Source organism: Streptomyces buecherae (genome assembly GCF_014295035.1).
Taxonomy (GTDB): domain Bacteria; phylum Actinomycetota; class Actinomycetes; order Streptomycetales; family Streptomycetaceae; genus Streptomyces; species Streptomyces youssoufiensis.
On record NZ_CP060404.1, the window covers coordinates 2,767,519 to 2,792,135 of the forward strand.

Annotated in this window: 18 protein-coding genes and 6 pseudogenes; 15 read left to right on the forward strand and 9 right to left on the reverse strand. The window is 68.5% G+C overall.

The annotated features are described in order from the left end of the window. Positions 1-6 precede the first annotated feature (6 nt). Positions 7-330: pseudogene (gene sodX / locus H7H31_RS34945) on the reverse strand (nickel-type superoxide dismutase maturation protease); the annotation flags it as partial. A gap of 143 nt (positions 331-473) precedes the next feature. Here sodX and sodN point away from each other — a divergent pair. Beyond that, positions 474-869, forward strand: a complete 396-nt coding sequence (gene sodN, locus H7H31_RS10080) for a superoxide dismutase, Ni (protein WP_176164017.1) — start codon at positions 474-476, stop codon at positions 867-869. On the opposite strand, the pseudogene H7H31_RS34570 reads toward sodN, so the two are convergent. Beyond that, positions 821-1,983: pseudogene (locus tag H7H31_RS34570) on the reverse strand (tyrosine-type recombinase/integrase). The gene sodN and the pseudogene H7H31_RS34570 overlap by 49 nt on opposite strands. 64 nt (positions 1,984-2,047) lie before the next feature. On the opposite strand from H7H31_RS34570, the pseudogene H7H31_RS10090 reads away from it, so the two are divergent. Then, positions 2,048-2,753: pseudogene (locus H7H31_RS10090) on the forward strand (IS5 family transposase). A 26-nt stretch (positions 2,754-2,779) separates the two neighbouring features. On the opposite strand, the pseudogene H7H31_RS35140 reads toward H7H31_RS10090, so the two are convergent. Together H7H31_RS35140 and H7H31_RS10095 are read right to left on the reverse strand one after the other, a co-directional pair. Beyond that, positions 2,780-3,080 (reverse strand): annotated as a pseudogene (locus H7H31_RS35140) (transposase family protein); the annotation flags it as partial. Between the two features lie 143 nt (positions 3,081-3,223). Next, a pseudogene (locus tag H7H31_RS10095) lies at positions 3,224-4,543 on the reverse strand (IS1380 family transposase). Between the two features lie 20 nt (positions 4,544-4,563). Between H7H31_RS10095 and H7H31_RS10100 the strand changes: the two are divergent. The 3 genes and pseudogenes from H7H31_RS10100 to H7H31_RS10110 form a co-directional block, all read left to right on the forward strand. Beyond that, positions 4,564-5,061, forward strand: a pseudogene (locus tag H7H31_RS10100) (transposase); the annotation flags it as partial. 213 nt (positions 5,062-5,274) lie between these two features. Continuing rightward, positions 5,275-5,760 (forward strand): hypothetical protein, encoded by a 486-nt coding sequence (locus H7H31_RS10105; RefSeq protein WP_232109771.1) that lies wholly within the window; start codon positions 5,275-5,277, stop codon positions 5,758-5,760. 94 nt (positions 5,761-5,854) lie between these two features. Next, on the forward strand, positions 5,855-8,947 hold the full coding sequence (locus tag H7H31_RS10110; protein WP_187063608.1) for an HD domain-containing protein: 3,093 nt from the start codon (positions 5,855-5,857) through the stop codon (positions 8,945-8,947). A 1,258-nt stretch (positions 8,948-10,205) separates the two neighbouring features. On the opposite strand, the gene H7H31_RS10115 is transcribed toward H7H31_RS10110, so the two are convergent. Both H7H31_RS10115 and H7H31_RS10120 read right to left on the reverse strand, forming a co-directional pair. After that, positions 10,206-10,673, reverse strand: a complete 468-nt coding sequence (locus H7H31_RS10115) for a hypothetical protein (protein WP_187063609.1) — start codon at positions 10,671-10,673, stop codon at positions 10,206-10,208. 257 nt (positions 10,674-10,930) lie between these two features. Then, a complete protein-coding gene (locus H7H31_RS10120) occupies positions 10,931-11,299 on the reverse strand; it encodes a hypothetical protein (RefSeq protein WP_187063610.1) in 369 nt (122 codons plus the stop codon). A 360-nt stretch (positions 11,300-11,659) separates the two neighbouring features. On the opposite strand from H7H31_RS10120, the gene H7H31_RS10125 reads away from it, so the two are divergent. From H7H31_RS10125 to H7H31_RS10135, 3 genes are all read left to right on the forward strand, one after another. Beyond that, a complete protein-coding gene (locus H7H31_RS10125) occupies positions 11,660-12,928 on the forward strand; it encodes a magnesium and cobalt transport protein CorA (protein WP_187063611.1) in 1,269 nt (422 codons plus the stop codon). Between the two features lie 247 nt (positions 12,929-13,175). Continuing rightward, positions 13,176-13,472, forward strand: coding sequence for a hypothetical protein (locus tag H7H31_RS10130; RefSeq protein WP_187063612.1), 297 nt, complete (start codon positions 13,176-13,178; stop codon positions 13,470-13,472). 268 nt (positions 13,473-13,740) lie between these two features. Beyond that, positions 13,741-14,679: a beta-ketoacyl-ACP synthase III gene (locus H7H31_RS10135; RefSeq protein ID WP_187063613.1), complete on the forward strand. Its 939-nt coding sequence runs from the start codon at positions 13,741-13,743 to the stop codon at positions 14,677-14,679. 102 nt (positions 14,680-14,781) lie between these two features. Here the strand turns inward: H7H31_RS10135 and H7H31_RS10140 are convergent, their stop codons facing one another. Further along, on the reverse strand, positions 14,782-15,693 hold the full coding sequence (locus tag H7H31_RS10140) for a glutaminase (protein ID WP_187063614.1): 912 nt from the start codon (positions 15,691-15,693) through the stop codon (positions 14,782-14,784). A gap of 348 nt (positions 15,694-16,041) precedes the next feature. On the opposite strand from H7H31_RS10140, the gene H7H31_RS10145 reads away from it, so the two are divergent. Both H7H31_RS10145 and H7H31_RS10150 read left to right on the forward strand, forming a co-directional pair. Further along, positions 16,042-16,632, forward strand: coding sequence for an N-acetylmuramoyl-L-alanine amidase (locus H7H31_RS10145; protein ID WP_187063615.1), 591 nt, complete (start codon positions 16,042-16,044; stop codon positions 16,630-16,632). 273 nt (positions 16,633-16,905) lie between these two features. Continuing rightward, positions 16,906-17,949, forward strand: coding sequence for a 1-aminocyclopropane-1-carboxylate deaminase/D-cysteine desulfhydrase (locus tag H7H31_RS10150; protein ID WP_308284214.1), 1,044 nt, complete (start codon positions 16,906-16,908; stop codon positions 17,947-17,949). Between the two features lie 26 nt (positions 17,950-17,975). Here H7H31_RS10150 and H7H31_RS10155 read toward each other — a convergent pair whose 3' ends face one another. Further along, the gene (locus H7H31_RS10155) at positions 17,976-19,577 is read right to left on the reverse strand and encodes a Na+/H+ antiporter (protein WP_187059826.1); all 1,602 of its coding nucleotides are present in this window, start codon (positions 19,575-19,577) and stop codon (positions 17,976-17,978) included. A 332-nt stretch (positions 19,578-19,909) separates the two neighbouring features. On the opposite strand from H7H31_RS10155, the gene H7H31_RS10160 reads away from it, so the two are divergent. From H7H31_RS10160 to H7H31_RS10175, 4 genes are all read left to right on the forward strand, one after another. After that, entirely contained in the window at positions 19,910-20,170 is a 261-nt protein-coding gene (locus H7H31_RS10160; RefSeq protein WP_187061445.1) for a UBP-type zinc finger domain-containing protein, read from the forward strand. A 113-nt stretch (positions 20,171-20,283) separates the two neighbouring features. Continuing rightward, on the forward strand, positions 20,284-20,805 hold the full coding sequence (locus tag H7H31_RS10165) for a GNAT family N-acetyltransferase (RefSeq protein ID WP_187061446.1): 522 nt from the start codon (positions 20,284-20,286) through the stop codon (positions 20,803-20,805). Positions 20,806-21,142: 337 nt separating this feature from the next. Continuing rightward, positions 21,143-21,556 (forward strand): ATP-binding protein, encoded by a 414-nt coding sequence (locus H7H31_RS10170; protein ID WP_176164006.1) that lies wholly within the window; start codon positions 21,143-21,145, stop codon positions 21,554-21,556. A gap of 40 nt (positions 21,557-21,596) precedes the next feature. Continuing rightward, entirely contained in the window at positions 21,597-22,478 is an 882-nt protein-coding gene (locus tag H7H31_RS10175; protein ID WP_176166399.1) for an RNA polymerase sigma factor SigF, read from the forward strand. A gap of 117 nt (positions 22,479-22,595) precedes the next feature. On the opposite strand, the gene H7H31_RS10180 is transcribed toward H7H31_RS10175, so the two are convergent. Further along, a complete protein-coding gene (locus H7H31_RS10180) occupies positions 22,596-22,997 on the reverse strand; it encodes a hypothetical protein (RefSeq protein ID WP_187061450.1) in 402 nt (133 codons plus the stop codon). 365 nt (positions 22,998-23,362) lie between these two features. Here H7H31_RS10180 and H7H31_RS10185 point away from each other — a divergent pair, with 365 nt between their 5' ends. Next, positions 23,363-24,331, forward strand: coding sequence for a diacylglycerol/lipid kinase family protein (locus tag H7H31_RS10185; RefSeq protein WP_187061447.1), 969 nt, complete (start codon positions 23,363-23,365; stop codon positions 24,329-24,331). Positions 24,332-24,617: the final 286 nt, after the last annotated feature.

The following is a 24,617-nucleotide window of genomic DNA, read 5'->3' on the forward strand; positions in this document are numbered from 1 at the left end:
CGCCACCACCAGCTCGTCCGGGACGGCGCCGAACTCGCGGCTGTCGTTGTGGACGTACGGGTTGTCCCCCTCGACCCACCAACCACCGGGCCGCCGCCCCACGACGCGCTTGACGATCAGCAGGTCCTGCGCGAACGGGTGGCACAGCACGACCACGTCGCCGACCCGCACGCCCGCCCCGTACCGCACGACGAGCTGGTCACCCGGGCGCAGCGTGGGCACCATCGACGGGTTGTACACCTCGGCGAGACCGATCCGCAGCAGCCCGTGACGCTCGCCGTCTTCCCCCTGCCCACGCTCGCGGCCACGCTCCTGCGTCCGCTCCGGCATCACGGCACCTCCCGGTCCGTCGCTCCATCAGTCCCGGTCCGACACCGGACTTTTGTCCTAAGCCCCCCGGGCCACCCGAGAAAAGCCTTCCCTCACGGAGTAATCTCGCACCTGAGAAGACGATCACGAGGAAGGACAGCTCTATGCTTTCCCGCCTGTTCGCCCCCAAGGTAAAGGTCAGCGCCCACTGCGACCTTCCCTGCGGCGTGTACGACCCGGCCCAGGCCCGCATCGAGGCCGAGTCGGTCAAGGCAGTCCAGGAGAAGTACCAGGCCAACGAGGACGAGCACTTCCGCGCCCGCGCCACCATCATCAAGGAGCAGCGCGCGGAGCTGGCCAAGCACCACATCTCCGTGCTGTGGAGCGACTACTTCAAGCCCCCGCACTTCGAGAAGTACCCGGAGCTGCACCAGCTCATCAACGACACCCTCAAGGCCCTGAGCGCGGCCAAGGGCTCCACCGACCCGGCCACGGGTCAGAAGGCCCTGGACTACATCGCCCAGGTGGACAAGATCTTCTGGGAGACCAAGAAGGCCTGAGCCGCCCGCCGGCTTCTTTCAGCCTCTTTTCGGCGAGCCCCCACCAGGCGCCCGCCCCGCTCTTCCTCGCACCCGGTTCGCCCGCTGTCATCCGTGACGGGGGCGGGCCGGGTGCGGTCTTCTTCTCCGGGCCCGAGTCGCGCGTAGACCCGCAGCGTGCTCACGGCGGACGCGTGCCCGAGGGCCAGCTGGACCTGCTTGACTCTCGCGCCGCCGGCGATGAACGCGGAGGCGTAGAAGTGCCGCAGGTCGTGGGTGACCATGTTGGCAGCTCGACGGCTTGCGGCCCTCGTGCTTGGCCGTCTCGCTCTCCTCCGCCTGGAGCGCTCTGCGGGCACAGTTCCACTCAGTCTTCCAGCGGCGATAGTTGAGCGGCTCCCCCTCCTCCATCGTGAACAGCCACTCCTTGGATGGGCATGCAGCAAGATGCGCGAGGAGCGCGTCGGTGACGACCTGACTGAAGCCGCCGCCGGTCGACGTGGATGGTGCCGGTTTTGAAGTCGACGTCCGACACCTTAAGGCCGAGTAGTTCACCGATACGCAGTCCTGATCCGGCAAGGGTGACGACGGCCGCGCGGATGTACGACGACATCACGCGCGCCATCGCCTCGACCTGCTCGACCGTGGACGGCGTGACCTCCGCGTCCAGCATGGCCGGGAGGGTGATCCGGCGGCACAGGCTGGAGGCGATGACCTTGTCGTCCACGGCCGCCGTCATCACGCGCACCAGGACGTCGTAAACGTTCTGCGCGCTGCCGGGGCCGAGCTGGTCGTATAGGTGCTTGAAGAGCACCTGTACGTCGTTGCGGCGTATCGTCGCGATGGAGCGGGCGCCCGGCGCCGGTAGGAGGTGGAGCCGTAGCGCGTTGTCGGAGATGCGCTCGCCCGCCTCGCTGGCGATGAACGAGCTCTCCCGCTTCTCGGGGTACTTTTCGAAGGTGACGCGGCCGACACGGGGATCGACGTACTGGCCGGTGACCATGCTGGCCGTGTCTTCGCCGAGCCAGCACTGGGCGTCGAGCTTCCGCTCGACCTGCCGAGCGTGCTCCTTGCCGTTGAGGTCGCAGTAGCGGGCCCGCCATTTGCCGTTCGGGCGCTTCTGAATGTTGGCCAAGTGGGCTTCTCCTCTTGTGGCACGGTGGAGGGGGTATGTGATCCCGTGTTGCTTGGGGGTGACCATGGCGCGGCGGAAAGCCGTGGGAGGTCAGTGATGAGCTGTGGGCGGTGATCGAGCCGCTGTTGCCGAAGCATGAACGACGGTTCCGGCACCCGGGGCGCAAGCGGATCGATGACCGTAAGACGCTGCAGGGTGTGCTGTTCATCCTCTACACCGGAATCTAATGGGATTATCTGCCGCAGGAGTTGGGGTTCGGTTCCGGCCCTACCTGCTGGCGGCGACTGGCCGAGTGGCAGCAGGCCGGAGTGTGGCACGCGCAGCGGGTGCTGCTGGATCGGTTGAGGGCGGCGGACCGTCTGGACTTCTCCAAGCGTCACCGTTGACGCCTCGCATGTGCAGGCCAAGCGGGGGCCAAGCAACCCAAAAGTCGGTCCGAGTCCGGTTAGCCGTGCCCGGCTCGAAACACCACGTGCTGACCGACGCCCACGGCACCCCGCTGCGGGTGTCGTTGACGGGAGGGCACCGCAACGACGACACCCAACCCCTGCCACCGGCCGACAGCCTGCCGCCGGTACGGAGGCAAGCGGGGCCGGCCTCGGCGCAAGCCCCGCACCTCGTACGCGGACCGCGGCTACGACCACGACATCGCCTGGCTCCACGGCCCTCGACGCTCACGAACCCGCTGGGAGGCCCGAGACGACATGCGCGACGCCTTCCTCCAACTCGCTCACTCCATGCCCCACGCCCACAAGCACCAAGCATTCTGAAAGCCTCCCTAAGGGCGTGCAGATATTTAACTCGCTGTCTTGATCTTGCTTCGGTTGGGGCCGGCCGCGAGGAATGTTGCAATGACGACTGGGTGTGCGGAACCGGGCGGTGGAGGGGGTGACGTGGTGGCCGTGCGCTTACAGGAGCGGGCGGACTTCTTGGTTCGCGCGGCTGATGGTCACGCCGGAGACGTTGAAAAGTTGCCCGAGGAGGTTCACTGTGCCGAGTTTGCGCAGGTGGAGCACGGTGGCCAGGATGCGGCCAGCTGGGGTGAGCTTGGCTTTTGCGCCCGTGCCGGGGGCCACTAGCCTCGAGCTTTCGTGACGGTCCGCCGAAGGAGTCGGTGGACCGTTTTCGTGCCATGGGCTGAGGGTGGCCAGGCTGAGGGCCCGAGTGTCGTCTCGGGGTGGCGCCGGGTTCCACTGCTCCGGGTGTCGGGGTGCTGTCGTAGGGACGGAGAAGCTGCCGATTAGCCGGGGCTTGGTAGGAGTGCGAGCCGTTCGAGGGCGGCGGTGATGTGACTGGTCCAGGGCCAGTGCCCGGCCAGGCGGAGGATGCGGCGGCGGCCGGTGGTGACGAGCTGTCCGGCCGTGGTGAAAGGCGGAGCCGTAGTCAGCGGGGCTCCCAGAGGCAGGCCTTGCCTGTCAGGGCGAGCATCGGCACTCAGGCCAGCGGGTCGAGTGCGAGTTGCACGATCTCCTACCAGATCCGGTTCTGGGACGTGCGGTGCAGGGGGAGGTTGCGCAGTCCGGTGGCCCGGGCGGCGCGGATGCGGTCCTCGGCTCGGGCCCGCAACCGGTGACGGAGTTCGAGCTCGGTGATCGGCCGGCCGACGGTGTTGGTCGCGAAACACGTCAACCGCATGGCGTTCGCATCCGTGAGCCGCAACTGGGGCCCGGGATGCGGCCCCTCCTTCCTGACGACCAGCCGCGTCCCCTTCGGCCGACCGGTAAGGACATCACCGGTGAGCTCGGCGACCCAGGCCCCTCGCGGATCTCGCCGCCACTCTCGACGGCTAGCGTCCAGGCCGAGGTCGGAACCCGCAGCACATGCTGGTAAATCTGCTCGGTGACTGTCATGCCGACCGAGTAGGACAGCCACCGCCCCCGCCGGGCGAGCCAGGCCACGAAGTCGTGAGCCCCGCCTGCCGAATCGGTACGGACCAGGGTCCGGCGCCCGCGCCGGTACTTCTTCGGCAGCTGGGCCAGGGCCAGCCGGGTGGCGGCGATGTGGTCGGCGGCCGTGTTCGATCCCGCATTACCCGCTCTGAGTAGGGCTGTGAGTGGTTCGCCCGTGCCGCCCGGACCGTGGTCGACGAACCCCATCAGCGGGTGGTGGCCGTAGCTTCGCTTCCACGTGGGTGCGGCGTCCTCCTTGTCCGAGTGCGCGATCACCAGCACACCGTCCAGGTCCACGGTGACCGTCCCACCCGCATCAGGCGCTTCCTGGCCGGCTAACCGCCAGCCGTGTTGGCGGACTTCAGCTCGCGCGGCACGGATGGCCCGCAGGGCCTTCTCCCCGGAGGCGGCGAGGGTGTCGATGAAGCGGGAGACCGTTGGGTCGGAGGGGACCGGCCCGAACACGGCCGGCTCGGCCCGCAGCATGGCGACATCCGCGAGCAGTCTCCGCCCAGCGCGACCGCCAGGGCCGCGTCCAGCAGGATCTTGCCCGGATCGTGCACCGCCCGAGCCTTCCGCCACGGCGTCAGCGCCGCTGATATCGCCGTGTCCAAGCCGGCCTTGCGGACAGTCTCCACCGGCAGCACGCCCTCGGCCTGCGAGACCACCACCCGGCCGCCGCCCTCGACGCGTCATCCCCTCCCTGGCCACATCCCTGACCGCCGTCCACACCCAGCGACAGGCGATGGAAGCCCAGATCAACACGCTTTTGGAGGCCCACCCTCGCTCCCCGGTCCTGACGTCGATGCCCGGCGTCGGCGTCAGGACCGCCGCCGTCCTGCTGATCACCGTCGGCGACGGCACCAGCTTCCCCACCGCCGCCCACCTCGCCTCCTACGCCGGCCTCACACCCACCACCAAGCAGTCCGGGACCTCATTCCACGGCGAACACGCACCCCGAGGCGGCAACCGCCAACTCAAACGGACCATGTCCCTGTCCGCCTTCGCCTGCATGAACGCCGACCCGGCCTCCCGCGCCTGCTACGACAAGCAACGAGCCCGCGGCAAGACTCACACCCAAGCTCTCCTGCGCCTCGCCCGCCAACGCACCAGCGTCCCGTTCGCCATGCTCCGCGACGGCACAATGCACGAATCCCGGACACCGCAAGACGTCGAGCTCGCCGCATAACCCCAACTCCGAACCACACCAAACCCGACAGGGGCGCCTTGACGAAGGGCATAAAGGCACCCCCGAGGGGGACTCGGGAGGAGGCGCAGCCCATCGTCCGCCGCACGGAGCCGGTAGAGATCACGGCACACTTTCTCGGCACACGTGTCTCTCAAGTCGCGCCGGCTAGACGCTGGTTGGCCTATGCTTGCCAGGCGTCTGAAGGGGTGGGGCATGACGGCATCGGGCGAGACTGGACCGGAAGCTAGATCTGTTCGCAATGAGTTCGCACTAGAGCGCTATCGGTACATCCTGCAGCAGATCCATGCAGTGAATGAGAATGCGTATCGCTTTCTCGCTATCTACCAAACGCTCGCTACGTCCCTGGTTGGTGCGGCACTTGCACTCTTCGTTGGGTACCGGAAGTGGGGAGTGTCACCAGACACAGCACGGGGAGGAGTAACTGGGCTATTGATCCTTGCCACGATGGTTGCCGCGTTTACTGTGGCACTTGTCGTGGTGGGGGCCATCACCTGGCTTGATTACCGCAACGAGGAATGCGACCTTACTGATGATATTGTGGCTCCAGGATTTCGCAGGCGCCCGCGGCCCGGAAACCTGATGCGGTGGTATGAAACTTATGTGCTTCTATTCATCGGCGTCTCCGTGATTCTCATGTGGGTACTCGCCGGATTGTTTATTTTTCCGAAAATTGAGTAGCGCAGCAGTGTGAGGCTCTACCGGGTCACATGGCGACGTCAGCGCCACTACAAATAAACGCGGTCAAATTTACAGAAGATTCCTTGGGGGAGTCGTGGACGCATTTTCTACCTTTGCGGAGCGGAAGGCACGAGAAGCAGAAAGCTATGAGGCATTCGGCGGATTCAGCTTACTGCAGACGAGGCGAGATCTCGAAGAGCTTCTGGGTAGGATCGGGCAGCTCGGCTTCTTTGATGAGTACACAAAGCACGATATTACTCATATTGACGCAATGCTCGAGAAGCTCGATTGGCTCATCCCTGATGAAACCAAGAATAATTTGACGGCATCCGACTGGCTACTTATCGTTCTTTCTGCCTATTTTCACGATCTAGGCATGCTGGTCACAAGAGCAGAATATCGGCGACGTGACGAATCTGCATTTGCTAAATATCGCGACGAAGTATTGTTGACGGATGATCCTGGTGGGCGCGACTACTCCTCTCGGATTGCTGAAATGGACGACGATCAGCGGGAGAGGTTTCTATACCAGGAGTTCGTGCGCGAAAATCATGCTTTGCGGGTCAAGAACTGGATCTTGGGCGAGGACTCGTTCGACCCGGGAGTTTCCACCAGCATGATGCTTGAGGTTAAAAGAATGCTCGCTTCTCTGGAGCCGGTATTTCGAGATGACCTTGCGCAAGTATGCGAGAGTCATCATCTCCAAGACCTCTATGACACGAATATTTATCCGGTTCAGCAGTACTATGGGAACAGCAGCCAAGAGGTCGCTAATGTTCAATACGCGGCGATTCTGCTGCGTACCATCGATCTGCTCCATATCACTCGCGACAGAACGCCGTCTATCGCTTTCAGAGTCCTAAGTCCCGCCGACCCGATTAGTCAGGTTGAGTGGGCTAAGCAGATGGCGGTCAGGGCGGTGAAGCCCCTCTGGGGCCTGGATAGTGATGGCAACCGCAGCGAAACAGCCCCCCGTGAAGCTATTGCTGTCTATGCAAAATTTACGGACGGTGATGGATTTTTTGGCCTAACATCCTACCTCCGATATGCCGTGCAGGAGTTGCGTACAAGTCACGATTGGATTCAACGCAGCAACCTTGCGAACGGACTTAACTACCAGTTCCCGTGGAAATCCATCGACACTTCTCGCATCGAAGCCAAAGGTTTTCTGACACAAACGTTTCACTTTTCGCTTGATCAAGCGAAAGTGCTTGATCTGCTGACTGGGCACACGCTATACAATGATTCAAACGTCGTATTGCGAGAACTTCTGCAGAACTCGATTGACGCTGTCAGGCTCGAACATGGCGAGCTATCTCAAAGGGATGGGAAGGTCTGGGTCCGATGGGATGCCGAATCTAGGACACTGGAAATTCGTGACAATGGTTCCGGCATGACCCAAGAGATCATCGAAAGAAATCTCTTGAAGGCAGGGTCGAGTCGTTATCAGGATCCGGAATTTCGCAAAAAGAACCCGACATTCAGCCCAATTAGCCGTTTCGGTATCGGGGTTCTATCTACCTTCATGGTTGCCGATGAGGTTGAAATTATAACCTGTCACCCTGACGACGACGAAGCCCGCCAGCTTTCTCTGCGGTCTGTACATGGTGAGTACCTGGTTAGGACTCTCAGTAAAACTGAACTCGCCGAAGATATTCGCCCGCATGGCACCTGCGTACGCCTCAAGGTTCGCCCGAGCGCCGATGTCGGCGATGTTGCCGAAATCGCACAAAGGTGGATTGTATTGCCGGAGTGTAACGTAATGGTCGATTCGCGTTCTGGGGGCTGGACTCATATCGGCTACACGTCGGTGAGTGAGGCTCTGAGGCACGCCATTGCAGAACACAGAGCTGATTTGCATGAGCAGCTTGATCAGGCCAAAATTAGAATCGTTGAAAAGAACATCGACGGTCTGTCAATTGCGTACGCGGTGCGATGGAATGAGCACTTCAATGAGTGGACTTTTCTCCCCTTCCCGACGCCTTCCTATGCAGGTGGCCATGCCAGTCTTAGCCTCGCAGGCACCTGCATAGGCGGGATTAGAGTCGAAAGTTATCCTCCGGGATTTCGTCATCACTCTGGCGTTTGGGCTCTTGCCAATGCATGGGGCCCGCGGGCACCGCAAACCAATGTAGCCCGGTCAGCGATCGATGCAACGCCAGAATTTAACCAGGTCACCGAAAAGATCTACTCGGCTTATTGTGATCACATTCGCAATGAAGTCGAGGAGCTTCAGTCGGATCGTTCTTACTCCCTGACCTGGGCTACGGGCGAAGCAGCAATTATTTCTCAAACGCTTCTCCTTGGCGATGCCTTTCCGGTTTCCCGGTCATCGCTGAGACAAGGTTTGAGCCATGTTCCTCTCTTCCTGCTTGAGCAGAGTGGAACTCGTCGCCAAGCGTCAGCCGCCGAATTGCTTAAGTTTGATGCTCTCTATATGACAGAAAGTGCAGTCATGGAGCACGTCGAATACCTACTCCGTGAGCTGCCTGGTGGATCCAGGACATCTTTGATGAAAGTCCTGGCAGACGCTGAGGGGCAGGTCGATACATTCGAACCCGTGATCTGCACACGTCTCGGAAACCATGATAATGTGGACGACTTCTTTCTTTCGGCATGGCAAATTTCTGAAATCAGGGCCAGCAAAGAAGATCGCCGATGTGATTTGAAGTGGATTAAGCGCAACGGTACGTCTCTTTGGTCAGACGTGGATCTTCAGGAGGTTGGTCTGGGGCGGTTGCTTTCAGAACAAGAACCCTATGGACGACGCCGGAATCATCAAATGGTGCGTATTCCAATTGCACCCGTACCAGTGAGTGGATTCGTGGATAATGAGATCGGAGTCAATGTAGGTGGGTCGTTTTATCTAATTCCCGGCCATCCATGGGAACGAATGATAGAGGAGATGAAACAGAAGTCGGATTGGAGTGGCGCCTGTGATGAGAGAGCCGTCGCTTTGTCCTGGATGATCGGGGCCTTGATTTCTACAGGTTCCGCAGGTCGAATGATGGGCCAGCGCGCATACGCTCACATTAGTGATTCTCTCGATGATATGCGGATCCATTCCCGTAGGCTGGAGATCAGTCACCTTTTCGATTTTGAAGCCTTCGCTGATGGGGCAATGTCCAGATCGCTAGAATTCTTTGACACTCGCAGGTGGCAGCGATTGGGTGGGTTATTTTATTGAGCTGCTCGGCGAGCCGACATGTACCTCGGTCAATAGTCCAGATACTGTCTACTCTTCAGTTTGCTGGGACTGTGGCAAGCTGCCTATGCTAATGTCTCGGACGCCGTACTGGAAGCACTGGCCGGAGTGATTCGACCTCGAATCACTCATCATCCGTCTCGGGGGCTCTCGACAGACGTGTGCTGTCTGCAATGTCTTGATCGAAAAGACCGGAGAAGCCGCATTGCTCTTGCTGCAGCACCCGTAGATAAATCGCATCCTGCTTGCGTCAGGCGCACCCTCACTGCCTCATCTCCGCAGTGCTCCCGCTGGATGATGCCGTAGTCGAGCAGCCAGTAGAGCGCGCCGTAATTGAGTGCGTCCTGCTCGAGCAGGACGGAGTCGGGGCCATCGCCGACTGTTACGGAGGGCTAGGCTCTCTCGGCGATGGTAAGCAGATCGAAGCCCTCATCCTCAAATACTACCTCGAGGCTAACTTCACCGACCTGCAAAGTATGCTGAAGCGTCAGCAGGACTTCCGCGATCTTTCACGCATCGACGGCGAAAGCGTCGATGCCCGACTCGAGGCAAGAAGCTCTCGATCACTAGCCCCCACTGCCCACTTCTGCCCCGGGATCGCTCGACCTCTGCCCCTGCTGATACAAGAAAGCACTTTAGGGGTCATTGATCGTCGTGATCGGCGGGAACCTGCAAGGAATGACAGCCGAGGATGCCTCTTACGCGCCATGGCCTTGAGCTAAGCGGTCGGCGTCATCATGCCGCTGACCGTGGCGCGCCCCAGTAGAGACAGTCCCTGCCCATGCATGATGCGCACCGGATGCAAGCTCAGCACGGCCATGAAGTAGCTGCTGACTGGAGGGAAAGCCGCACAGAAGGTGGGCACAATTAGGCTTCGGAAGCACGCGGAGCGCCTGCAGCCCGCCGGTGTTCTGCGGACCCGCCACTCGGGCGACCCGCAGCTCACGCCCAGGCCAAGGAGTCCGCACGCAGTCCTCAAGACACCCAATCAAGACCGTCGCACCCCATCGCGGGCAACCGGGAGAAGGCCGGCTCGGTGACCTGCAGCAGCCAGCGCCGCAAGTCACCGACCTGGCCCGTTACGAGGAGACCAAGAGGGCTTGAGCCGGCTCCCGGCTTCTCTCAGCCTCTTTTCAGGCTCTTCCGACGAGCGCCCCACACGGCACCCGTCGGCAGCTCTTTCTCGCACCCGGTTCGCCCGCCGTCATCTCCGACGGCGTGGCGGGCCGGGTGCGGTCGTTCAGCGACCGGTCGCGGGCGCGCGCGTGCGCCCTGTCGCCCACACCGCCCCCGCCAGCGCGCCGGCGCAGACCGCCGACGTCGCCGCCACCGTCCGCACCACCCGCGGTACGTCACGCACCGCCCTGCGCTCCCCGTCGGCCAGGACACAGACGGTGCGCAGGGTGAGGAAGTCGACCTCGTAGTCGACCGCCCCCGTCAACTGGGCCCGGCACGGGTGGTTGTAGGGGAACGGGGCGGAGTCGGCCCCGCCGTCCTGTGCCACCGAGACGGTCATCATGAGGTCCAAGGCTCCCAGCGCGTAGGCGGCCGTGGCCGTCGCGGCACAGGCGAAGGCGGCGGCAGCAGCGGCGCGCCGCCACCCGGTCCAGCGCCCGCCGCCCGGCAGAGCGGCGCGAAGACACTGGAGTGCGAGGAAGACGACCACGGCGCATGCGGCGAGCAGCACCACCGGTACGAAGAAGATCACGACGTTCCCTTCGGCCGGGCTTCGCCGGCACAGCCGTCGGCACTGGTACGCGGGCAGGGCGCCCGGCAACGCCCGGCGAAGCCCATGGGCCAGCCGCCGTGTTGGCCCGGGGAGGTGCGTTCGTCCAGGGCCTCTCGCTCAGACATGTACGGATGCCGAGGCCCGGCCACGGTCACGGTCACCCCTGACGGCACCGCGCGACCGCGACGAGGAGGACAGTCCGTCGCCGAAGCCGGCGGACCACGAGCCCTCCCCCGTCAGTCCCCCTCCGCCCGCCGCGGCACCACCGTGATCGTCGTGGTCTCCGAGCCGAGCGACCCGCCGCCGCTGCGCTCCACCGAGTAGGCGACGGCCACCGCCGTCTTCGCCGCCGCGAGCACCTCGGTGGGGACGACGAAGGCCATCTCGCGACCGACCCAGGAGGTGGAGACGGGCGAGACGTCCGTGTAGAGGTCGCCGAACGTGACCGTGATGACGTCGCCCTTGGCCATGCCCGCGTACGGCGCGACCCTGACCGTCGCCCCGTACGGCGCGTCCGTCGCCGCGAGGGCTCCGTCGACCACGTCGTCCACCTCGGGGGCGGGCAGGTGGACGCTGCTGCCGTCAGCCGCTGATAGCTCGCTCATGGCGGGGCCCTCTCCGGAAAGCCGACGATGCGGTGGCGGGCGACGACGTCGGCGTGCGCCGCCGCTCTTCGGGGTGATCTTTCCGATGCTCGGCCGCTTCGACAAGGGGGCGAGAGCGGCCGGTTGGGCTCCGCCCGATTCGTCCCGGGGAGCGGACCGGCGCGCGGGAGGCGGCTGCCCGCCGGTCATCTGGTGGCCACCGGGAGGTCGCGCGCCGCGCGCCCGCCGGGTGCCGGTCGCCGCGTCGCCCGGGCGTGGCGAGGCGCCGCCCGGAGCCGCCCGGGCACCGCCGCACCGCCCCGTGGCAACCGGCACCCGGCATACTGAGCGCTCCCACACCTCGCAGGAGCCGCCGTGTCGATGATCCGCACCCTTCGGACCGCGGTCCGCATCGGGCGGCGGCGCCCGCGCGGCGTCGACCTCAGTCATCCGGCCCGTTCGCCGCTGGGCAGCGCCGTCGTCAACTGCGCGGTCTACCGCGACGGCCAGCGCCAGCAGGGCAACCTCCCCGCCGCCGACGCCATCCGGCGGGTCCGCGAGGACCGGCCCGCCGTCCCCGCGCAGGGCTCGGGCGGGCGTGGCCGGCCACCCGGGTTCGTCTGGATCGGGCTGCACGAGCCGGCGTACGAGGAGTTCGCGGACGTCGCCGAGTTGTTCGGGCTGCACCCGTTGGCCGTGGCCAACGCCCTCCAGGCCCACCAGCGCCCGAAGGTGGAGCGGTACGCGGCGGACACGCTGTTCGCCGTGTTCAAGACGGTGCGGTACGTGGGGAACGACCGGTCCACCGCGACCAGCGAGATCGTGGAGACCGGCGAGATCATGGCCTTCGTCGGGCCCGACTTCGTCATCACCATCCGGCACGGCGGACACGGCTCGCTCGGCCCGGTCCGCGAGGAGTTGGAGGCGCGGGCCGAGCTGCTGACCCACGGTCCCGCCGCCGTGCTGTACGCGATCGCCGACCACGTGGTGGACGACTACCTCGCCGTCACGGACGCCGTCCAGGACGACATCGACGCCGTGGAGAGCGAGGTGTTCGCGCCGGCGCCGCAGGGCCGCGCGCCGCGCCGCTTCGGCCGCGCCGGCCGCTCCGACCCGTCCGCCAGCTCCGCCCCGTCCGACGGCTCCGGCCGCTCCGTTCGCTCCGCCCGGTCCGGGCACACCGGACACGCCGGCCGCGCCGGCCGCACCGATGAGGTAGAGCGGATCTACCAACTCAAGCGCGAACTCCTGGAACTCAAGCGCGCCGTGGCCCCGCTCGAACGCCCGCTGCACGCCCTGGCCACCCAGCCGTCCCGGCTCGTCGACGAGGACGTACGGGCGTACCTGCGGCACGTGGCCGACCGGCTGACGCGCGTGGCGGAACAGGTCACCTCGTTCGACGACCTGCTGAACTCGATCCTGCAGGCCGGCCTCGCCCAGGTGACCGTCGCGCAGAACGAGGACCTGCGCCGGATCAGCGCCTGGGTGGCGATCATCGCCGTACCCACCATGGTCTGCGGCCTGTACGGCATGAACTTCGACCACATGCCGGAGCTGGGCTGGAGCTTCGGCTACCCGGCCACGCTGGCCTCCCTCGTCGCCGTCTGTCTCCTGCTGCACCGCGCCTTCCGCCGCAGCGGCTGGCTCTGACCCGCGCGACCCCGGCCGCGGGGCCGAGCCGCCGGGCCTGACCCCGGACCCCGCCGGGCCCCAGACCGTTCACCTCCGGCCACGCCCGCGCCACCCCGCGTCCACCGGCGGCCCTGAACATGCGTACGAGGAACGCCGTGCCGCGACGGCCCGTACGGCACCGTGCCGCCGTCCACGCCCCGCCCGGCAGGCGCCCGCAGTGCCACCCCGCCCCAGCCGCGCCCCACGCGAGACGAGAGAACCACCGATGGCCTTACACCGCCGCATCGGGCGGCTCGGCCCCGCCGCCGTCACCCTGGCGGCGCTGGCCGGGCTCTCCGGCACCATCGCCCTCACCGCCACCGCCGCCCCGCCCGCCGGCACGGGCCGTCACCTGCCGACCGACGACCGCACCGGCGCACACACCGGCGCACACACCGGCGACGCGCCCACCGCCTCGGACGGCGGCGCGCACGCGGGCGGCCACCGCGGGGCGCCCCGCCGGGTGGCCCCGTCCGGCGGGCCCGTCGGCGCCGCTACCTCCCGGGCCGCGAGCGCGCCGTAGTCAGCCGTCACCCCCGCCACGCCAGGCTCAGGGGGACGACTCACCGACGGTCGAGAGACATCTGGCCGAACGCGGCACCACATCCAAAGGGCACGCACCACCATTCATGACTGCCGAAGACTCCATATCTCGCCCCGGAACATTGGCGGATCGCACACCTACGCCTCGGCACGCGGCCCGCAGACTGGTAGGCACTGCAACGGTGGGACGACGCCACTGACGTCCCCCTGCGTCCCGCCGCCAGCTCGGAGAAAGGGGCGCGTCCGCTATGTCTGGCTCACGCGTACTGGCCCTCGGCCATTACCAGCCCACCAGGGTGCTCACCAACGACGACCTGGCGAGGATGGTGGACACCAGCGACGAGTGGATTCGCAGCAGGGTCGGCATCCGTACCCGCCACATCATCGGCCCCGACGAGAGCGTCGACATGATGGCGGCGCAGGCGGCGGCCAAGGCGCTGGCGAGCAGCGGCCTCGCGCCCGCCGAGATCGACCTGGTATTGGTCGCCACCTGCACGGCGGAAGGCCGCAGCCCCAACACGGCCGCCCGGGTCGCCGCCCGGCTCGGGCTCGGCTCGCCGGCCCTGATGGACATCAACGTCGTGTGCGCCGGCTTCACCCACGCCCTGGCCACCGCCGATCACGCGCTGCGCGCCGGGTCCGCGACGAAGGCGCTGGTCATCGGGGCCGAGGCGTTCACGTCGGTCGCCGACTGGACCGACCGCTCGACGTGCGTGCTCGTCGGGGACGGCGCGGGCGCCGCCGTGGTCGTGGCCTCCGATGAGCCGGGCATCGGCCCGGTGCTGTGGGGCTCGATGCCGCGGATGAGCGACGCCGTACGGATCGAGGGCAGCCCCACCCGGTTCTCCCAGGAGGGCCAGAGCGTCTACCGCTGGGCCACCACGCAACTGCCGCCGCTGGCCAGGGCCGCCTGCCAGCGGGCCGGCATCGAGCCCGAGGATCTCGGGGCCGTGGTGCTCCACCAGGCGAACCTGCGGATCATCGAACCGGTGGCGCGCAAGCTCGGCGCCGTCAACGCCGTGATCGCCCGGGACGTCGTGGACTCCGGCAACACCTCGGCGGCCAGCATCCCGCTGGCCCTGTCCAAGCTGGTCGAGCGCCGCGAGATCCCACCGGGCGCGCCGACCCTGCTGTTCGGCTTCGGCGGCAACCTCTCGTACGCCGGCCAGGTCATCGCCTGCCCTTGACGCCGGGCCCCGGCCACGGGGCCTGACCTGCCTGACCCGTCCCCGCTGGGGGCCCGGGCCGGGACCCAGCACCCCTGGGCGCGCGGCACGGGACGCGCGGGCTCAGAACACCGACCAGCCCGTGAGCGTGGTGAAGTGGTCGAGGGCGGCGACCCCGGCCACCGAGTTGCCGCGCTCGTCGAGGCCGGGGCTCCACACGCACAGCGTGCACCGCCCCGGGATGACCGCGACGATGCCACCCCCGACGCCGCTCTTGCCCGGCAGCCCGACCCGGTAGGCGAAGTTGCCCGCCGCGTCGTAGGTGCCGCAGGTCAGCATGACCGCGTTGACCTGCTTGGCCTCGCGCCGCGACAGCAGCCTGCCGCCGTCGGCGCGCAGCCCGTGGCGGGCCAGGAAACCGCCGGCCAGCGCGAGGTCGCGGCAGCTCATCCGGATCGAGCACTGCCAGAAGTAGTGCTGCAACACCGTGGGCACGGGGTTCTCCAGGTTGCCGTAGCTGGCCATGAAGTGCGCCAGGGCGGCGTTGCGGTCGCCGTGCTCGGTCTCGGAGAGCGCGACGGCCGGGTCGAAGGCCAGGTCCGGGTTGTCGCTCTCGGCCCGCAGGAAGTCCAGGAGCGTGGTGCTCGCGTCGTCGGTGAGGGTCTGCAACCGGTCGGTGACGACCAGCGCCCCGGCGTTGATGAACGGGTTGCGCGGCACGCCGTTCTCGTATTCGAGCTGCACCAGCGAGTTGAACGCGTTGCCGGACGGCTCCCTGCCGACCCGCCGCCAGATCGCCTCGCCGTCCCGCGCCAGGACCAGCGCCAGGCTGAAGGTCTTGGAGATGGACTGGACGGAGAACGGCTCCTCCCAGTCCCCCACCCCGTAGACGTCGCCGTTCATGTCGGCGACCGCCATGCCGAACTGCCCGGCGTCGACCGCGGCGAGAGCCGGTATGTACTGCGCCACCTGCCCCTGGCCCACCTGCGACCGGACCGCGGCGGCCACCACTTCCAACGCTCCCTGGTAGTCCACGTGCCCCCCGTGCTGTCGTGCGTACTGTCGTGTCCGTGCTCGCGGCGGCACCGCGGTGCGGGCGCGCCCCGGGCGGGCTCGCCACGGGACGTCGGCGCCATCATGCACTGCGTGGCACCACCAACCACACCGGCGTACGCCCCTGGGGCACACGCCCCCCGATCCACCCATCCGCCAACGGACAGCACCCCGCCCACCTGGGCCAGAGCCCACCGCGCACCGGGCCCGGCGGCCAAAACGGTTCGCACTGCCTCCGAACGGCTAGTCCGACGCCGAACGTTCCGGTACAAGCAGGTCATAGAGGCGGTTCGCGATCGGCGACCGCCGCGCGACCGAACGGAGGCGGCCATGTCCCCACCCATGTCCGCGCGGGACTTCATCAACGCGCTGCGCGACGAGGGCCTACGGGTCAGGGAAGTCGGCGACTGGGAACACCACAACCGCGACCACATGGGCCCCTGGGGCCCGGTGCACGGCGTCATGATCCACCACACCGTCACCTCGGGGGCCGAGGAGACGGTCAACCTGTGTCGCGACGGCCACTCGAGCCTGCCCGGCCCGCTGTGCCACGGCGTGATCACCAAGGACGGCACGGTGCACCTGGTCGGCTACGGCCGCGCCAACCACGCGGGGGCCGGCGACGACGACGTCCTGCGGGCCGTGATCGCCGAGAAGCGCCTCCCGCCCGACAACGAGAGCAACACCGACGGCAACCGCCACTTCTACGGCTTCGAGTGCGAGAACCTGGGCGACGGCGAGGACCCCTGGCCGGCGGCGCAACTGGAGGCCATCGAGCGCGCCGCCGCGGCCGTGTGCCGCCAGCACGCATGGACCGAGCGATCGGTCATCGGCCACCTCGAATGGCAGCCCGGCAAGGTGGACCCCAGGGGCTTCACCATGGACGAGATGCGGGTACGCGTCGGGGAACGACTGAAGTAGCGCACCGGGCACAGCACCGCCGCGCCCCCACCACCCCGGCGCTGTGCCCACCCGAGCACCCCGCCACGGCGGCGGCCCCACCACGGACCCCGGCGGCCCCGCCACGGACCGGCCGGACGCGCGGCGGCGGGCCACCCGGACGCCTGGCGGCGGGCCGGGCCGGGTCCGACCGACAATGGAACGGTGAGCAGCGTCCCCGGCCGACCCCAGCCGCCCCCGCACCCCGACCACGCCCCTGGCTCGCGCCCCGCCGCCGACCGTGCCGGCGCGCGGATCGACGCGCTGCGGCCCGCGCTGCCGTCGCCGCTCCAGACCGTGGCCGACGCGCGGTTCGCCCGCCGTGGCGTGCGTCTGCTGCTCAAGCGGGACGACCTGATCCACCCGGACCTGCCCGGCAACAAGTGGCGCAAGCTGGAGCTGAACCTGCGCGCCGCCGCCGCGACGGGCCCGCGCCCCCTGCTGACGTTCGGCGGCGCCTACTCCAACCACCTGCGCGCGACGGCCGCCGCCGGCCGCCTCCTGGGCCTGGCCACCATCGGCGTCGTACGCGGCGACGAGCTGGCCGACCGGCCGCTCAACCCGGTCCTCGCGCGGTGCGTCGCCGACGGCATGCGCCTGCACTTCCTCACCCGGTCCGCCTACCGGCGCAAGGCCGAGCCCGAGGTGCGCGAGGCCCTGCGCGCGCGGTTCGGCGACTGCTACGTCATACCCGAGGGCGGCAGCAACGCCCTGGCCGCCACCGGCTGCCGGACGCTCGGCCGCGAGCTGCGCGCGGCCCTCGACCCGGCCGACGGCCCGCACGTCGTCGGCGTCGCCTGCGGCACCGGCGGCACCCTGGCCGGCCTCGCCGCCGGCCTCGCCGACCACCGCCAACCGGCCGATCCCGCGACCGGCCTCACGATCGATCCCCCGGCCGGCCAGACCGCCGAGCAGACCATCGAGCAGACCGCCGAGCAGACCGCCGAGCGCGCCACGGAACGGGCCGCCGGCTCCGGGGCACGCCCGCGGGCCATCGGGTTCCCCGTGCTCAGGGGCGACTTCCTGGCGGCGGAGATCCTCGCGCTCCAGACCGAGGCGTTCGGCGCCCGGGTCGGCGACTGGGAGCTGGACGGCCGGTTCCACTGCGGCGGGTACGCGCGGACGACGCCGGAACTCGACGCGTTCGCCGCGGACTTCGCCGACCGGCACGGCCTGGCCCTGGACCGCGTCTACGTCGCCAAGCTGCTCTACGGCCTGACCTCCCTGGTCGAAGCGGGCGCCATCGCCGGCGGCAGCACCGTCACCGCGGTCATCACGGGCCCGGCCCCCGCGCCGTAGCCGACGCCCCCGCGCCCGGGGCGGCGCTACTCGCCCTCCCCCTCGCGGTAGGCAGCCGCCTCCTCCAGGTCCAGCCGGCGCAGCAGCGTCCGCAGCATCTCGTCGTCGATGCGCCGCTCGTCCCGCAGCCGCACGAACACCTTCCGCTCCGTCTCGATGACCTCGCGCGCGAGCCGCCGGTAGGTCTCGTCCGCTGACTCGCCCGTCACCTCGCTCACCGTGCCGAGCCGCTCCCAGACGGCGTTGCGGCGCCGCTCCACGACCGTGCGCAGCCGGTCGGCCAGCGGCTGCGGCAACTGGTTGTGCTCGTCGGCCAGCAACTCCGCCAGCCGCTCCTCGGCCGCCTGGGACGCCGCGCTCTGCGCCTGCGCCTCGGCCAGCGTCTCGGCCTGTACGTCGCGCCCGGGCAGCCGCAGCGCGCGGATCAGGGCCGGGAGCGTCAGCCCCTGCACGACCAGGGTGGCGATCACCGTGCTGAAGGTGAGCAGCAGGACGAGGTCGCGGGCCGGGAAGTGGTCCCCGCCGTGCGCGGCGGTGGGGATGGAGAACGCGATGGCCAGCGACACGACGCCGCGCATCCCGGCCCAGCCCACGATGGTCGGCGCGGTCCAGTTCACGTCGGGCTCGCGCCGCCTGATCCGCGCCGAGAGCAGGCGGGGCACGAAGGTGGCCGGGAAGACCCAGAGGTAGCGCACCACCACCACGGCCAGGAACACCGCCAGGGCGTACCAGAGCAGCTCGCCGGCCCCGTACCCGTCGAGCCCCCGCAGCACGACCGGTAGTTGCAGCCCGATCAGCGCGAAGACCGCCGACTCCAGGACGAAGGAGACCATCGCCCACACCGCGCGCTCCTGCAACCTGGTTGCGAAGTCCACCTGCCAGAGCTGGTGTCCCAGGTGCAGCGCCACGACCACCACGGCCAGCACCCCCGACGCCTCGACCTGCTCGGCGACCGCGTACGCCACGAACGGGATGAGCAGCGAGAGCGTGTTCTGCAACAGCGGCTCGGTGAGCCGGGTGCGCAGCCAGTGCAGCGGCACCATCAGCACCACCCCGACGCCGACCCCGCCCACCGCGGCGACCAGGAACTCCCGCAGGCCCGAGCCCCACGTGGCGCCCGTGCCGACCGCGGCGGCCAGCGCGACCTTGTACGCCGTGATCGCGGTCGCGTCGTTGACCAGCGACTCGCCCTGCAGGATCGTCGTGATCCGGGAGGGCAGCCCCGCTTTGCGCGCGATGGCGGTCGCTGCCACCGCGTCCGGCGGCGCGATCACCGCGCCGAGCACTAGCGCCGAGGTCAGCGGCAGGTCCGGCACCACGAGGTAGGCGATCCAGCCCACGGCCAGCGTCGCGAACAGCACGTAGCCGACCGAGAGCAGCGCGACCGACCGCGCGTTGGCGCGCAGGTCCAGGTAGGAGCTGTCCAGCGCGGCCGTGTGCAGCAGGGGCGGCAGCAGCAGCGGCAGCACGACGTGCGGATCGAGCACGTACGCGGGCACGCCGGGCACGTACGAGGCCACAAGGCCGGCCGCGACCAGCAGCAACGGCCCCGGCACGGAGGTGCGCCGCGCCGCGCCGGCGATCGCCGCGCTGCCCGCGATCAGCGTCAACAGGGGAACGACGTCCATCGGCCCAGGCCCATCCCATCTCGCGACCCGTACGTCGCGCACGGCTCTGACATCCCATGCATCCTCCACACCACGCGGCCCCACCCGCCCCGCGCGCCCGAACAGTCTCGAACACTCCGTCCCTTTCCAGCCACCCCGGCCACGCCCACGCCAAGCCTGCCGGCGCCCGCGAGGTTCCCGCCCCGCGCCGTCGCCGCCCCCGGTCGCCCGGCCACCGGCTGGTCGGGGCGTGTACCGCCGCACCGCCGGCGACCGCGCACGCCCGGCGCCCTACGCCGCCCGGCCACGCCGCCGCCCGCCCCCACCCGACGAAGCGACCTAATCTGGCCACCATGAGCGAATGCCCCCACGTCACCGAGCTGCCGTACCCCGAGCCCGCCGCGCAGAGCGAGACCTGCCCGGAGTGCGTCGCGGCCGGCACCCACCCCGTCCACCTGCGACTCTGCCTGAGCTGCGGCCACGTCGGCTGCTGCGACTCCTCCCCGCGCAGGCACGCGTCGGCCCACCACGCGGCCACCGGCCACCCCGTCATGCGCTCCTTCGAACCGAACGAGGACTGGCGCTGGTGCTTCGTCGACCAGGCCCTCGTCTGAACCCCTCGCTCGCCCCGAACCGGCCCCACGAGGCACCGCACGACGCACCCCCGGCCGGCCCGTGACCTGGCCCGACCCGCCGACTGTCAGAGGCTCCCGCTACCTTTGGCCGCATGATCCGACCTGCAACGCCCGCCGACGTCCCCGTGATCCACGCGATGATCCGCGAGCTCGCGGAGTACGAGCGCGAGCCGGACGCGGCCAAGGCCACCGAGGAGCAGCTTCACGACGCGCTGTTCGGCGCGCATCCGGCGGTCTTCGGGCTGATAGCCGAGCAGCCCGCCGCGCCGACGGCCGGCGCGGCGGGCTCCGGCGCGAGCGAGCCGGTCGGCTTCGCCCTGTGGTTCCGCAACTTCTCCACCTGGACCGGCACCCACGGCGTCTACCTGGAGGACCTGTACGTCCGCCCGGAGGCGCGCGGTGGCGGCCACGGCAAGGCGCTGCTGGCCGAGCTGGCGCGGATCTGCGTGGAGCGCGGATACGAGCGCTGCGAATGGGCGGTCCTCGACTGGAACGCGCCGTCGATCGCGTTCTACGAGTCCATCGGCGCGCGGGCGATGGACGAGTGGACGGTGCGACGGCTGACCGGCGCCCCGCTGCGGGAGCTCGCGGCGTTCGCCGAGAAGAACGGCTGACCTCTCCGGCCACCCCGCGCTGACCAGGCACGACGCCTTGGAGGCCCGGCGCGGACGGCGGGCGGGGTGAGCGACGCGAGGCCATCTCTTTCGATTTGAGGCCGCCAACCCCTAGCCACTGTGCGTACTCATATGCTTACCATGAGTGACAGTCGCGTGCCTCCGGCCCCGTACTCACCCTGGGCGAGCCATGCTCCGTCCGGGCGACACGAGGCCACAGATCGCGATAGCGTCGCAGGCGAACCGTGTGCCGCGCCGGATCGTCCGCCTCCACCATAAGGGCTGACGGCCGGCGTTCATATCAGCTCAACCAGCTTGTGTCACCTTGGAGGTGAGGGTGTCCCAGATCGCAGGCGAGCCCGGGACCCAGGACTTCGTGGAAGTCCGGTTGCCCGCTGAGGGTGCCTACCTGTCGGTGCTGCGTACGGCCACAGCCGGCCTAGCGGCCCGTTTGGACTTCACCCTCGACGAGATCGAGGACCTGCGCATCGCCGTAGACGAAGCGTGCGCGATCCTCCTGCAACAAGCGGTTCCCGGCAGCGTCCTCAGTTGTGTTTTCCGATTGGTCGGCGACGCGCTACGGGTGACCGTCTCAGCGCCCACCACCGACGGCCGCGCTCCCGAGCGCGACACCTTCGCCTGGACGGTGCTCTCCGCGCTGGCCGGCGAGGTCGACTCGACGGTCGCCGAAGACCGGACGGTCAGCATCAGCCTGCACAAGAAGCGCGGCGCCGGGCCCGGGCAGCCGTAACGGAAAGGGGGGCTCCGTGAGTACTGCATCATCGCGGGGGGTGCGCGCCCCGGCCATCCCGCAGCAGCCGGACGGGCCGCATCCCGCGGACCCGGAGCCGACCGGCGACGGACCAGAGCGGGCGGACCACATGGATCAGCACCAGCACGAGCAGCGGACCCACGATCCCCAGGACCGAAGCGGCGCGCGAGCGATGTTCATAGAGCTGCGCGAGCTCCCCGACGGTTCTCCTGAGCGGGCCGAACTCCGCAACAGCCTCGTGCGCATGCACCTCCCCTTGGTAGAGCACCTCGCACGCCGCTTCCGCAACCGCGGGGAGCCCCTCGACGACCTGACCCAGGTCGCCACCATCGGACTGATCAAGTCGGTCGACCGGTTCGACCCCGACCGTGGCGTGGAGTTCTCCACGTACGCGACGCCCACGGTCGTCGGCGAGATCAAGCGCCACTTCCGTGACAAGGGCTGGGCCGTGCGCGTGCCGCGGCGGCTCCAGGAGCTGCGGCTGGCCCTGACCACGGCGACCGCGGAGCTGTCCCAGCGACACGGCCGCGCCCCCACCGTGCACGAGCTGGCCGAGCACCTCGGCATCTCGGAGGAGGAGGTCCTGGAGGGGTTGGAGTCCGCCAACGCCTACAGCACCCTCTCGCTCGACGTCCCCGACACGGACGACGAGTCTCCCGCCGTGGCCGACACCCTCGGCGCCGAGGACGAGGCCCTGGAGGGCGTGGAGTACCGGGAGTCCCTCAAGCCGCTGCTTGAGGACCTGCCGCCGCGCGAGAAGAAGATCCTGCTGCTGCGCTTCTTCGGCAACATGACCCAGTCGCAGATCGCCCAGGAGGTCGGCATCTCCCAGATGCACGTCTCCCGACTCCTCGCGCGCACCCTCGCCCAGCTTCGGGAGAAGCTGCTCGTCGAGGAGTAGACGCGCCGTGTCCGGCGACCGGCGGCCCTGCCCAGCGGGGACGCCGGAGCCGCGGCCCGCGCGCCACTGACGGGCACGCCAGCGGTGTCCGGTAGCGGCGTGCGGCCAGGCGGTTCGTCACGCGTCCCGGGGCCCGATGCCGAGCGCCTCGGTCGCCGTGGGGTTGACGAGCAGCACGAGGGCCGCGAGGGCCACCACGCCGATGGCGATCCCGCCCGCGATCAGCGCGCCACCTGAGTTGATCAGCGTCCAGGCCACGGGCAACGCCATGATCTGCGTGATCATCGCCGGCCCCCGACTCCAGCGCCGGCGCAGCCACAGCCCGCGCGCGGCCACCAGCGGCAGCGCCGCCAGCGCGAAGAAGACCACCGCGAGGATCTCCGTCTGCTTCGGGCTGTCCGGATCACCGGCCAGGCCCATCACCATCAGGTAGACCCCGTACGCGGCGAGCAGCGCGCCCTCGGCGGCGGTGATGGCCGCGGCGCCGGTGAGCCGGGCAGGTCGCGGCCCGGACGGCACCTGCGGCGCGGCCGACGCCCCTAGCGCGGCCGATACGCCCGGCTCCCCGTCATGCCCAGCCGTACGCCCGCCCGCCGGGTCGCCGGCCCGGGCGGGTGTGACCGAAGACTCGTCCCGCGCGGCCGACTGGGGCGCGGCCTGGCTCGCGGCGGCCTTCTTGTCCGGTCGCGTCTTCCCGGCCGCTGCCGCGGGCTTCCTGCCGCGCTGCGCGGGGCGGCGGTTCTGCTTGCTGCTCACCCCAGCAGGGTAGTGCGTCGGCGACCTCCCACCGCGGGCCACCGGGGACCCGGTCCGCGCCGGCCCGCGGCCGTGCAACCACACCCAGGGGGTGGGGGCAGTGTGAGCAGGTAGGTAGTCTGCATCGCATGCGCGCGCTCCTCGTGGTCAACCCGGCAGCAACCACCACCAGTGCTCGCACCCGTGATGTGCTGACCCACGCACTCGCCAGCGACCTCAAGCTGGAGGTCGCGAACACGGAGTACCGGGGGCACGCCCGCGATCTGGCCCGCCGGGCGGCCGAGAGCGGCACGTACGACGTGGTGGTGGCCCTCGGTGGCGACGGCACGGTCAACGAGGTGGTCAACGGGTTGCTGCACCACGGGCCCGCGCCGAGCGGCCTGCCACGGTTGGCCGTGGTCCCGGGCGGTTCCACCAACGTCTTCGCGCGGGCGCTGGGCCTGCCCAACCACGTCGTGGAGGCGACCGGTGCCCTGCTCGCCGCGCTCCGCGAGGGCAGCGAACGCACGGTGGGGCTCGGTCTCGCGGCCGGCACCCCCGGCACCGCGGACGAGGCCGTGCCGGCGCGTTGGTTCACCTTCTGCGCGGGCTTCGGGTTCGACGCCGGGGTCATCGGCCGCGTCGAGCAGCAACGCGAGCGCGGCAAACGCTCGACCCACGCGCTGTACGTGCGGCAGGCGCTGCGGCAGTTCTTCGGCGAGCCGCACCGCCGGCAGGGCACCATCACGATCGAACGGCCGGGCGAGGATCCCATCACCGACCTGGCGCTGTCGATAGTCTGCAACACCTCACCGTGGACCTTCTTCGGCAACCGTCCGATCTACGCGTCGCCCAAGGCGTCCTTCGACACCGGCCTCGACGTGCTCGGACTGACCAAGCTGACGACCCCGGCGGTGACGCGTTACGCGACCCACCTGCTGACGTCAACGCCCGAGCGCGGGCCGCACGGCAAGCACGCGGTTTCACTGCACGACCTCGCCGACTTCACCTTGCAATCACAGGCGCCGCTCCCCCTCCAGATGGACGGTGACCACCTGGGACTGCGTACGAGCGTGACGTTCACAGGCGTACGGCATGCACTGCGTGTGATTGTGTGAGTGGCAGGGCCAAAACTCCTTCCACTCGAACGTTTAGCCTGGCTTCCACCCTGTGGAAGTACGGCTGTGACTGAGGCGACACCGTGGATTCAAAAAAAACTTTCCGGAAGGGGTTGTATCCGCCGCCGAGGTTTGCGAGTCTCTTCATGGCGATCGGGACGGCCGCACCAGGCCCCCTTGAGAGCCCGAATCCCCCTCCTTATGACTTCAGGTCCGCACCGGGCAACTGGGCGGCGGCCCTTCCGTTGCGGGGGGATTCGTGAAAGCGTTCACATTCACAAGCAAT